This is a genomic window from Nonomuraea sp. NPDC046570, assembly GCF_040645915.1.
In the GTDB taxonomy this organism is placed as follows: domain Bacteria; phylum Actinomycetota; class Actinomycetes; order Streptosporangiales; family Streptosporangiaceae; genus Nonomuraea.
On the sequence record NZ_JBEYZF010000080.1, the window covers coordinates 1 to 10,755 of the forward strand.

The following is a 10,755-nucleotide window of genomic DNA, read 5'->3' on the forward strand; positions in this document are numbered from 1 at the left end:
CCATCGCGGCTTGCTTGAGCCGTGTGCCGCGACGAGTGGCACGCACGGTTCTGAGGGGGCCCCGGTGCAGTAATGCACCGGGGCTACCCGGCGAGCGGAGGGCCAACCAGGAAGGGTGGTCGACGGGCTACCGCCGCCTTCCTGCAGTGGGAACCCTGTCCGGAAGCGGTCACGGCCGAAGGGTGATTTCCCGTGCGTAATCGTCTCTTATGGAGACAAGGCGGCGCACCGCCACCTACCGCTCCAGTTCGAGAGGACCCCCATGGACATCCCGGCCCGAGCCACCCTGATCAACAAGAAGTCCGGGCTCGCCCTCGACATCATGGAATGCGACATGTCCGACGGTGGCTGGGTGATCCAGTGGACCCCCCACGGCCGGACCAACCAGATCTTCCACTTGGAACCGGCCGATGGCGGCTACAAGTTCATCGCCGAACACTCCGGCAAGGCCCTGGACGTCAGCGTGGCGAACCAGAACTCCGACTTCGCGATGCAGTGGGGCATCAATGGCAGCCCCAGCCAGATCTGGGACCTCAAGGAGCACGAGGCGGGCGTCTACCGGCTCATCGCCAAGCACTCAGGCAAGGTGCTGGCAGTCGCAAACGCCTCCACCGACCTGGGCGCGCGCGTGGTGCAGTTCGAACCAGGTCATGACGAGAACGAACTCTGGCTGCTCAAGGCCGTTCCCTAGCTAGGGGCTGTTTGAAGTTCGGATCATCATGTGGTTGAGGTGAGGAGTCTTAACCACATGATCGAGCCCCGGAGGTAGAGTCCGGCCTCGTAGCTCTCCGGGGCTTTGTCGTAGCGGGTCGCCAGGCCACGCCAGGTCTTGATCTTCTGGAAGCAGCGTTCGACAGTGTTGCGCTGCCGGTAGCGCTCCGGATCGAACGTGACGGGCCGCCCACCGGCCGCCCCCTTCTTCTTCCGGTTGGCTTGCTGGTCACTCTTCTCCGGGATGACCGCGCTGATCCCACGGCGACGCAGATAGGCCCACCGCTCGGGTCCATGTGATGAGCCCCAAAGTAACTCTCAGTAATCGGGCAGGGGGCCTTGAGGGGGCAGAGCTGCGGGCACGGACTCGGCCCAGCCTTGGGCCGGGGTCGAGCGCCGTTGTTATGCGGAGGTGACGTCGGTGTCGGCCAGGATGCGGTAGACGCTGGCCACGGAGGGGTTGCTGCCCTTGTTCTTGCCGGTGGGGATGACAAGCTTGGCCGCGATGTCGGGTACCGCGACACCGCGTTTCCGTAGCGTGCGCGCGTAGGCGATCATGTCGTCGTCTAACACCTTGGGCCGGCCGCCGTGGCGGCCGCGTTCGCGTGCCGAGGCCTGGCCTTCCAAGGACTTCTCGCGGATGTACTCATTTATGAGAAGTCGCACAGATCGCGGTCAGGCCAGGACGTGCAGGCCGTGACGGTGGTGTTTGCCGGAGTAGTTGGGACGGTTGGCTTTGCCGGTGCGTCTCTGGGTGGGGATGAGGGTGCCGTCAACCAGGATGACCTCCCCGCCCCGAGCGGCGATCTTCTTCAGGTGTTACATCCGCGTAGTCGCGACAGTGAGGTCTGCCATCTGGGTCAGACGTAGGGAGGTGGACTCATCGGCCGGCGTCATCACGGTCATCCGGTGTCCCGTCTCCGAAACACTGGTGGAGACGAAGTTCAGCTGAAGCTGCCCGACAAGAGGGCTGTCGAGGCGCTTTGTCTCGTACTGCTGGGGCAGTACGTCGTGACGAGCCCACAGTCGGGCGAACTCCTCTGATCGCTCCCGGAGGTCGTCAACGACTCCGGCAGCGGCAGGGGCGCCGAGGTCGGTGCCGACTTCGGCGCGCATTCTTGCGACCATCCGGGCGGCAACCAGCTCACCGTCGATGTAGCGGCTGCGCCAGTCAGGGTCGGTGAAGAATTGCACCGCGCAGTTGCGTTCACCAGGTGGGATGAGGTCAAGGTCGGTGAACAGGAACCGGTAGGCACGGTTGTATGCCACCACATCGAACAGCGGCGTTTGCAGGCACGCAGGGAACGGGTCGAGCTTGTCCAGGACAGGTTGAAACGCCGCGGTGAGTCCCGGGGCACATTCGGTGGGCTCGGCTTTCGGCGTACTTGATCCGGCGAGCTGGTGCAGGTGCCGTCTCTCGATGTCATCCAGATGCAGGGCTCGGGCGATCGCCTGCAGGACATGAATACTGACGTTGATGGGCCGGCCTTGTTCGAGCCAGGTGTACCAGGTGACGCCGACCCCCGCGAGGACGGCGACCTCTTCGCGCCGTAGTCCGGGTGTCCGCCGTCGCCCTGTCAACGGGAGACCTACCTGCTGCGGGGTCACTCGTTCGCGCCGGCTGCGGAGGAAGTCACCGAGCTCGCGCCGGATCGCGGCGGGCCTGGTCTCTGTCATGTCTTCATCCTCCCGCACGGAGAACCCGGTATCCAGGTAGTGGCTAGTACCCCCATAAATGGGCTCCTGGTGCCAGGATAAGCGGCCCTTCAGGATCGACGGCATGGCCACATCTTCTGCACCACATGACAACCCCTCCTCCCGCACAGGCGAACCTGGCAGGGAGAACGACCGTGCCGCGTCGCCGCCTGCACCGGGTCCATCGGAGCCTCCGACTCCAGGACTGGGGATGGGCCGACTCCTGGCGACACTGTCGGCGTTGCTGTTGTCGGTGGCCAGTTTCGCGGCGGCGGGTATCGCCGTGCCCGACATCGGTGCTTCCCTGGGGGCCACGGCTGCCGAGCAGTCGTTGGTGGTGTCGGTGTATGCGTTGGGGTTCGCCGTTCCGATGGTCCTCGGGGGCAGGCTCGGGGACCTGTACGGGCGACGCCGACTCTTCCTGCTCGGCATGGCCGGTTTCACCCTGTTCTCCCTGGTCGCGACCCTGGCCCCGAGCATCACCGTGTTGATCGCCGCGCGGGCTCTCACCGGAATCTCTGCGGCGGCCATGGTTCCCCAGGTGCTGGCGACGATCACGGCGTCCACCCAGGGGCCCGAACGTGCCCGTGCTGTCGCGCTGTTCGGTGCGACCGCTGGCGGGGCCACGGCGATCGGTCAGGTCCTCGGCGGCCTCTTGCTGTCCGTCCCCCTGCTCGGTGCCCCCTGGCGCATGGTCTTCGCGATGAGCGTGCTCATGGGCGTGATCGCGTTCGGCGCTGCGCTGCGCTGGCTGCCCGATACTAGTGCGCCCGGCCACCGGTCGCTCGACCTGATCGGGACGGCACTGCTCGGGCTCGCCCTGCTGGCACTCATGATCCCGATCTCCCAGGGCGGCGCACTGGGCTGGCCGGTCTGGTGCTGGGCGCTGCTGGGGGCAACGCCGGTGCTCTTCGCAGCGTTCTGGCGGTGGCAGTTGCGGCTGCACCGTAGTGACCGCGTTCCGCTCGTTCCACCGCCCCTGTTTCGACTCAGCTCCTACCGGATCGGGCTGATGATGGCGTTGATGCTCCAGTCCGCGTTCGGTGCGTTCACGTTCCTCTACGCGATCTCCACGCAGACGGGGCTCGGATGGCCTCCCATGCACGCGGCCCTCGTGCTGTTGCCGTTCTCCTTGTGCTTCCTTACCGTGTCGATCTGGTCGGGGAAGCTCGCGCCCCGTTTCGGGTTCCGCAGGCTCCTCACCATCGGCGGACTCATCCAAGCCGCACTCCTGAGCATCACAGCCGTCTCCGTGTTCCTCCAGGGTGCCGGCCTGAACTCGTGGACGTTCGCCGCCCTCCTCGTCGGAGTCGGTGTCGGTCAGGCCTTCATGTTCGGGCCGCTCGTCGGAGCGATGATCGCCGAGGTCCCTCCAGCATCCGCGGGAGCAGCATCCGGCGTGCTTCAAACCACACAGCAAGCCGCAATGGGCCTCGGCGTCGCCGTCGCCGGAGGTCTACTCGGTGCGGCCCTGGCCGGTTCCACAGCCCCGACAGGTCAGGCCTACATGAGCGCGCTGGCGATCTGCATGCTCGTCCAGGCAGCATTCGCCATCACGTTCGCCCTATGCGCGCTCGCCCTGCCCCGGCGCTGACACGAAGAATCCCGCGCGGCGTCCAGTGTCGTGATCGTGGCATTGCACGCCGCGCTGAAAGCCGGCATCAACAACCTTCTGGCCAACAACAATTGGTTGCCGCCGGCAGCGACGGGCTACGCGGCGATGCTGAGTCCGCGTCGCTTCTGCTTCCTATCGAGGGTGGGCGAGGCCAGCAGCGGCGTGATGCTGAGGTGTCCGGCCAGCCGGTCGGCGGCGGCGCACACGTCGTCGATGCCGCCGGCCTGCACCATGGTGGCGAGGGTTGCCGGCGTGCGACCGACCGGGGGAGCTTGTGGGATGCCTGGCCTGTACGCCGGAGTGCGCGCAGCGGACGGTCCATGAGGGCATAAACCGATACATGGTTCCCAGTTGCTTTGGGGCTCATCGCATGGACCCGAGCGGTGGGCCAGATAGGCTCGGTTGGCCTTGGAGGAGTAGGCCTTGTCCGCGGCCACCGCGGCAGGGCGAGTCCGGGGCCGGCCCACCGGCCCGGTCACGCGGATCTCGTCCAGGACGGTGGTGAACTGCGGGCAGTCAGCGGCCTGCCCAGGCGTGAGCACGAAAACCAGCGGCAACCCCGCGCTATCGGCCACGGCATGGATCTTGCTGCTCAGTCCGCCTCGGGATCGGCCGAGCGCGGCCGCCTCCGCCCGAGCTTCACGGCGTCGCCGGATGGCGGCGCGATCGTCCGCCTGTGGCGCGTCGGCATCGGGTGGGGCCTGCGGCGTGTCACCCGCAGCACCGGCGGCTGCTCGGGAAGCGGAGCCCCCCTTTCCTCGGTCAGCGCCTGCTCCAGCGCGTCCAGGGTTTCCCCGGCGACCGCCAGCCCGGCCGAGTCCTGATGCGCCCGCACGATCGTGGAGTCCACGCTGACCAGTTCCAGCCCGACCTGTCCTCGCGATGCGGCCTCGGCGATCAGCGCGTCCATCAGGCCCTGGAACACGCCGGCTTTGGCCCAGGAGTTGAACCGGGAGTAGACGGTGGACCAAGACCCGGGGTCTGAGGAACATCGGAACCGGATCGTGCGCTAAGCGTTTGTCCTGGTGATTCCTGGTTTGACCGGTCAGTGATCGTTGCCAGAACCTTCGGAGGTCTTGTCATAGACCTGGTGGAGGTTCGCAGTGCCGGTCGAGTTCTTGTCGGATGAGCAGGCGGTTGGGTTCGCCTCGTTTCAGGGGGCGCCCACACGCACGGAGCTGGAGAAGTACTTCTTCCTCGATGACGCGGACCGAGAGGCGATCGAGAGTAAGCGCAGAGATCACAACAGGCTCGGCTTCGCCGTCCAACTCGGTGTCGCCCGGTTCTTGCGGCGGTTTCTGCCCGACCCCCGCCAGGTCCCCGTCGAGGTGGTGGACTATCTCGCCGAGCAACTGGGAATCACCGACGCCTCCTGTATCAAGTTGTACGGACAGCGCGATGGAACAGCGCGCAGCCATGCCGGGGAGATCGAAGAGGCGGGCGGGTGGGTCGACTTCGCCGCGGTCGAAGCGGACCTGGCGCAGTGGATAGCGGCACGGGCGTTCACCACGGGTGAGGGGCCCAAGGCGTTGTTCGACGCGGCGGTGGTCGAGCTGCGCGCCCGCCCGGTCCTGATGCCGGGGGTGCATCGGCTGGCGCGCTTGGTGGCCCGGGAACGGGAGAAGGCCACCAGACGCCTGTGGGACACCCTGCATGGGCTGCTCAACGGTGAGCAGCGCAGGGTGCTGGCCGAACTCCTGGATGTGCCCGCCGACGCGAGGATCTCCACACTGGAACGGTTGCGGCGTCCGGTGGTGAAGGCGTCGGGCCCGCAGATGGACAAGGCTCTGGAGCGGGCGGCCGAGATCGCCGCGCTGGGGGTGGCGCAGGTGGATGTGTCGGTGATCCCACCCCGGCGGATGGCCGAGCTGTGGCGTTACGGCATGGACGGCAAGGCCACGCTGATCGACCCGGCACGGTGAGGAGCGAAAGCTCGCCACGTTGCTGGCCACCGTGGTGCATTTGACAACCCGGTCGGTCGACGATGCCCTGGATCTGCTGATCGCGACCAAGCTGCTGGGGCGCGCGGAGCGGGAGTCGTCCAAGGAGAAGCTGCGCACCCTGCCACGGGTTGAGCGTGCTTCGGCCACGCTGGTCGAGGCAGTGCGCGTGTTGATCGAGGCCACCGACGATCAGGTCGACACGGCCCACCGGCGAGTTTCTGGGGCCGGGGCTGGCATCGGTGGATGAGGTGTGGGCCAGGATCGAGGCGGTCGTGCCGCGGCGGGAGCTGACTTCGGCGCTGGCCGCGATCATCGAACTCACCCGCCGGCCGATTCGGATGCCGATGAGGCGTGGCGGGCGATGCTGGTGAGCCGCTTCGCCACGGTGCGGCCCTTCCTGCCCAGGCTGTGTGAGGTGATCCAGTTCGGTGCCACCGCGGAAGGCAAGCGGGTGCTCGCCGCGTTGCGCACGTTGCCAGCACTGATGGGCCGCAAGCGCGTCACTCCGGATGAGATCGACGTCTCGTTGTTGGCGGGCTCGTGGCGGCGCCTGGTGCTGCACGCGCCGCACTTGGACGCCGGGCTGGTGGACTGGAAGGCCTACGCCTTCTGCGTGCTGGAGCAGTTCCACCGGTTGCTGCGCCGCCGGAAGATCTTCGCGATCAACTCCTCCAAGTGGGGCGACCCGGGCGCCAAGCTGCTGCAGGGCGCGGCCTGGGAGGCGTTGCGCCCCACCGTGCTGGCCAGCCTGCGTCTGCCCGAGCAGGCGTGCGCGCACCTGGCCCAGCGCGCCGAGGCTTTGGACGCGGCCTACCGGGAGGTCGCCGGACGGCTACCCGCCAACACCAGCGCCAGCATGGGCGCCGACGGTCGGCTGCACCTGGCGGCCTTGGAAGCCGTTCCCGAACCGGCGAGCCTGGTGGCGCTGCGCGCGGCGGTGGAGGCGATGATGCCACGCGTGGATCTGCCCGAGGTGGTGCTGGAGGTGTTCTCCTGGACCGGCGCCGATGCGGCGTTCACCTCGATCACCGGGGAGGCGGCCCGGCTGGCCGACCTGCGGGTCTCGATCGCCGCGCTGCTGGTGGCGCACGGCTGCAATGTCGGGATGACCCCGGTCATCGGCGGCGCGAAGGCGCTGACCCGCGACCGGCTCTCCCACGTCGATCAGACCTACCTGCGCCTGGCCACCTACAAGGCCGCCAACGCCACCCTGATCGACGCCCAGGCCGCCATCGCCCTGGCCCAATCCTGGGGCGGCGGGCTGGTGGCCTCGGTCGACGGGATGCGCTTCGTCGTTCCCTCGACCACGATCTATGCCCGGCCCAACCCCAAGTACTTCGGCCGCGGCCGCGGCGCGACTTGGTTGAACATGCTCAATGATCAAGCCTCTGGGCTGAGTGGGATGGTCGTGGCCGGCACCCCGCGTGACTCGCTGTATGTGCTGGATGTGCTGTACGACCGCGACGGCGGCAAACGCCCCGAGATGATCGTCACCGACACCGCCAGCTACAGCGACATCGTCTACGGCCTCCTCACCTTGGCCGGGTTATCCTACGCTCCGCAACTGGCCGACCTGCCCGACCAGAAGCTGTGGCGCGTCGACCCGCGCGCCGACTACGGGCCGTTGCAGCAGATCGCGCGCGGGCGCATCGCCCTGGACAAGATCGAGCGCCATTGGGACGATATCTGCCGCATCATCGCCTCCATTCACACCGGCGCGGTCCGCGCCCACGACGTCATCCGGATGCTCTCTCGCGACGGCCGGCCCACCCCGCTGGGCGACGCGATCGCCCACTACGGGCGCATCCCCAAAACCCTGCACATCCTGCGGATGGCCGACGAGCCGACCTACCGGCACGAGATCAAGGCCCAGTCCAACCTGCAGGAAGGCCGCCACGCACTGGCCCGGCGGATCTTCCACGGCAAGCGCGGACACCTCTACCAGCGCTATCAGGAAGGCATGGAGGACCAGCTCGGCGCACTCGGCCTGGTCCTCAACGCCGTGGTGCCGTTTAACACTCGCTACATGGACGCGGCCCTGACCAAGCTGCGCCTCCAGGGATTCCCGGTGCGCGATGAAGACGTTGCCCGCCTCTCACCCTTCATCCACGCCCACGTGAACATGCTGGGCCGCTACTCCTTCGCCCTGCCCGACCTGTCCGGAGGTCTGCGGCCCTTGGGCGAGTCCGTGGACATTCACCCCGAGCGGGGCATCGGCGGCTGAGACAGGAAGCTAGTGGCTCGTCTCTCGCATCGTTGGCTGGGTAATCGACGTGTGCCCACTGGTTGCAGTAGCGTCGGCAGGACCGCGTCAGCGGCTGCCGTTAACCAGTGGCGTCCCCGTGGACGAGCCTCATAGCCTGTGCGCTCGGCTTCACCGGTCAGCGCTGCGGAGGATCGTGGTCGGCGCCGAGACTCCGCGAGCCGTGCCACGACCTCCACAGCGCCTCGTACACCCCGCCCGCCGCGACCAGCTCGTCGTGGGCTCCGACCTCCACCACCCGGCCGTTGTCCATGACCACCACCCGGTCGGCGTCGCGGGCCGTGTGCAGGCGGTGGGCGATCGCGATGACGGTCCGCCCCTCCAGGACGGCGGCGAGCGAGCGTTCGGCGCGCCTGGCCCTACGGGGGTCGAGCATGGCGGTGGCCTCGTCGAGGATGACGGTGTGCGGGTCGGCCAGGATGACCCTGGCCAGGGCGAGCTGCTGGACCCGGTCCGGGCCGAGGGTGGCGCCGGACGACTGGGACCCCAGCTCGTCGTCGAGCGAGGCGATCCAGTCGGCGCCGACCGCCGTCAGGGCCTTACTCAAACGGTCGTCGCCGGCCGTCGGATCTGCCAGCAGCAGGTTGTCGCGGATGGTGCCGAGGAACAGGTGCTGTTCCTGGGTGACCAGGACGACGTGCTCGCGGAGTTGGGCGGGGGAGAGGTCGGCGACGGGCATCGAGCCGACGGTGACCGTGCCCAGGCGGGGGCGGTCGATGCCGGCAAGCAGCTTGCCCAGGGTGGACTTGCCGGCTCCCGAGGGGCCGACGACGGCCAGGCGCTCGCCGGGCCGTACGGTCAGATCGACGCCGGCCACCACGTCGTCGCCGCCTTCGTAGGCGAAGTGCACGCCACACGCCTCGATGCGGTCGCCCTGCGGCGCCACGGCGGCGACCTCCTCCCGCGCCGGCGTCGCGAGGCCCTCGATCCTGGCGAAGGAGGCGCCGCTGCTCTGCAGCTGCTCCAGCCAGATCAGGATCGTCTCGATCGGCTGGCCGAGCTGGCGCAGGTAGAGCACGCAGGTGACGACCGCGCCCAGCGTGACCTGGCCGCGGTCCAGGAGCACCCCGCCGAGCAGCAGCACCAGCACGGGCGGCAGGAGCGAGGAGACCTCCACCGAGGGCCAGAGCACGCTGCGCAGGAAGAGGGTCCGCAGCTGGGCGACCCGGCTGCGCTCGATCACCCGTTCCGCCGCCCGCGTGCGCTTGGCCTGCAGGCCCAGGGCTTCGATGGTGCGGGCGCCCGCGGCATTGGCGGCCAGGTGCTCGGCCAGCTCCGAGCGGGCGGCGCCTTCCTCCAGGTAGCCGGGGCGGGCGCGGCGAAGGTACCAGCGGGAGGCTGCCACGATGCCGGCCAGCGCGAGCAGGCCGCAGGCGCCCAGGACGGGGTCGACCAGGAAGACGGCGACGATCAGGAAGAGCACCTGCAGGCTCGAGACGAGGATCGCGGGGGCGGCGTCGCGCAGGGTGCGGCCGACGACGGCCACGTCGGTGGTACCGCGGGCGGTCAGGTCGCCGGTGCGGATGTGCTCGACCGTGGCGGCGGGCAGGGCCAGCACACGGTCCAGGAGTTCGGCGCGGATGTGCTCCTGGACACGCTCGCTGAAGCGGGTGCCGGTCCTCTCGGCGTACCTGGACAGGATCAGCTGGGCCAGTGCCGCGCCCACGGCGATGGCGGCGAGCAGGTCGACCGTTTCTCCGGCGCTGATGGCGTCGATGATGCGGCCCAGCAACCACGGGCTGACCAGCGCGGCGGCCGCCGCCAGGCTGTTGAGCAGCAGCGTCGCGGTGAAGCCCGGCACGTCGCGCCTCACCAGGCGCAGGGCCGCCCGCCGTACCTGCCGGCGGTCGGCGATGGGCAGGTCGCGGTTCATGCGAGCACCGATCGGTAGGCGGAGGTGGACTCCATCAGCTCGCGGTGGGTGCCGGCGGCGGCCACCCGCCCGTCCTCGATGAACAGCACCTGGTCGGCCTGGGCGAGCAGCAGCGGCGAGGTGGTGGCCATGACCGCCGTACGGCCGGCGCGTGCCGTACGGAGCCGCCCCGCGAGGAGGGACTCGGTGTGCGCGTCCAGCGCGGAGGTGGGCTCCACGGCCAGCAGCACCTCGGGCTCGGCCAGCAGCGCCCGGGCCAGGCGCACCCGCTGACGCTGGCCGCCCGACAGGTTGCGGCCGCCGGGTTCGATCATCGAGTCGAGCCCGTGGCGCAGCCCGGCGACCACGTCCTGCGCCGCGGCGACGTGCACGGCCCGGTGGATGGCCTCGTCGTCCGCCTCGCCCCGGCCCTGGAGGACCTCGCGCAGCGTGCCCGCGAACAGGGCGGCGTCGTGGTCGGCGATCAGGGAGGTGCCGTCGAACCCGCCCAGCCCTTCGAGCAGCGCCACGCTCTCCTCAGGCCGGGCGCTGACCAGCCCCACCAGGCTCCCCGGCGCGACCCGGCACGGTGACCAAAGCCCTGGTCGATCAGGGGTTCAAGAACACGGTCGTCGACCATGGGGCCGGGCTCGGGATCGACGTGCAGATCGTCGAA

8 protein-coding genes and 3 pseudogenes are annotated in these 10,755 nt (G+C 68.8%); 3 read left to right on the forward strand and 8 right to left on the reverse strand.

Annotation, left to right across the window (positions count from 1 at the left end; all coding sequences use genetic code 11):
• Positions 1–262: 262 nt before the first annotated feature.
• On the forward strand, positions 263–691 hold the full coding sequence (locus ABZ911_RS42240; RefSeq protein ID WP_358070058.1) for an RICIN domain-containing protein: 429 nt from the start codon (positions 263–265) through the stop codon (positions 689–691).
• Between the two features lie 26 nt (positions 692–717).
• Here ABZ911_RS42240 and ABZ911_RS42245 read toward each other — a convergent pair.
• The 3 genes and pseudogenes from ABZ911_RS42245 to ABZ911_RS42255 form a co-directional block, all read right to left on the reverse strand.
• Positions 718–990: pseudogene (locus ABZ911_RS42245) on the reverse strand (transposase); the annotation flags it as partial.
• Positions 991–1,113: 123 nt separating this feature from the next.
• Positions 1,114–1,269: a hypothetical protein gene (locus ABZ911_RS42250; protein ID WP_358070061.1), complete on the reverse strand. Its 156-nt coding sequence runs from the start codon at positions 1,267–1,269 to the stop codon at positions 1,114–1,116.
• 261 nt (positions 1,270–1,530) lie between these two features.
• Positions 1,531–2,493, reverse strand: a complete 963-nt coding sequence (locus ABZ911_RS42255; protein ID WP_358070064.1) for a helix-turn-helix transcriptional regulator — start codon at positions 2,491–2,493, stop codon at positions 1,531–1,533.
• A gap of 124 nt (positions 2,494–2,617) precedes the next feature.
• On the opposite strand from ABZ911_RS42255, the gene ABZ911_RS42260 reads away from it, so the two are divergent.
• Complete coding sequence (locus ABZ911_RS42260) at positions 2,618–4,000, forward strand: MFS transporter (protein ID WP_358070067.1); 1,383 nt, start codon at positions 2,618–2,620, stop codon at positions 3,998–4,000.
• A 116-nt stretch (positions 4,001–4,116) separates the two neighbouring features.
• Here the strand turns inward: ABZ911_RS42260 and ABZ911_RS42265 are convergent, their stop codons facing one another.
• From ABZ911_RS42265 to ABZ911_RS42275, 3 genes and pseudogenes are all read right to left on the reverse strand, one after another.
• Positions 4,117–4,254 (reverse strand): hypothetical protein, encoded by a 138-nt coding sequence (locus ABZ911_RS42265; protein ID WP_358070076.1) that lies wholly within the window; start codon positions 4,252–4,254, stop codon positions 4,117–4,119.
• 177 nt (positions 4,255–4,431) lie between these two features.
• Positions 4,432–4,641 (reverse strand): annotated as a pseudogene (locus ABZ911_RS42270) (transposase); the annotation flags it as partial.
• Positions 4,614–4,946, reverse strand: coding sequence for a hypothetical protein (locus ABZ911_RS42275; RefSeq protein ID WP_358070078.1), 333 nt, complete (start codon positions 4,944–4,946; stop codon positions 4,614–4,616). The pseudogene ABZ911_RS42270 and the gene ABZ911_RS42275, both read right to left, overlap by 28 nt.
• 178 nt (positions 4,947–5,124) lie before the next feature.
• Between ABZ911_RS42275 and ABZ911_RS42280 the strand changes: the two are divergent.
• Positions 5,125–8,188, forward strand: a pseudogene (locus ABZ911_RS42280) (Tn3 family transposase).
• Positions 8,189–8,345: 157 nt separating this feature from the next.
• Here the strand turns inward: ABZ911_RS42280 and ABZ911_RS42285 are convergent.
• Positions 8,346–10,100 carry an ABC transporter ATP-binding protein gene (locus ABZ911_RS42285; protein WP_358070070.1) on the reverse strand — a complete coding sequence of 585 codons (1,755 nt, stop codon included), beginning with the start codon at positions 10,098–10,100 and terminating at the stop codon, positions 8,346–8,348.
• The gene (locus ABZ911_RS42290; protein ID WP_358070073.1) at positions 10,097–10,642 is read right to left on the reverse strand and encodes an ABC transporter ATP-binding protein; all 546 of its coding nucleotides are present in this window, start codon (positions 10,640–10,642) and stop codon (positions 10,097–10,099) included. The genes ABZ911_RS42285 and ABZ911_RS42290 overlap by 4 nt, the downstream gene beginning before the upstream one ends.
• Positions 10,643–10,755: the final 113 nt, after the last annotated feature.

Excerpts from the sequence above, each read along its gene's own strand:
- ABZ911_RS42240 (WP_358070058.1), top strand. The coding sequence starts at position 263 with ATGGACATCCCGGCCCGAGCCACCCTGATCAACAAGAAGTCCGGGCTC.
- ABZ911_RS42250 (WP_358070061.1), bottom strand. The coding sequence starts at position 1,269 with ATGATCGCCTACGCGCGCACGCTACGGAAACGCGGTGTCGCGGTACCC.
- ABZ911_RS42255 (WP_358070064.1), bottom strand. The coding sequence starts at position 2,493 with ATGCCGTCGATCCTGAAGGGCCGCTTATCCTGGCACCAGGAGCCCATT.
- ABZ911_RS42260 (WP_358070067.1), top strand. The coding sequence starts at position 2,618 with ATGGGCCGACTCCTGGCGACACTGTCGGCGTTGCTGTTGTCGGTGGCC.
- ABZ911_RS42265 (WP_358070076.1), bottom strand. The coding sequence starts at position 4,254 with ATGGTGCAGGCCGGCGGCATCGACGACGTGTGCGCCGCCGCCGACCGG.
- ABZ911_RS42285 (WP_358070070.1), bottom strand. The coding sequence starts at position 10,100 with ATGAACCGCGACCTGCCCATCGCCGACCGCCGGCAGGTACGGCGGGCG.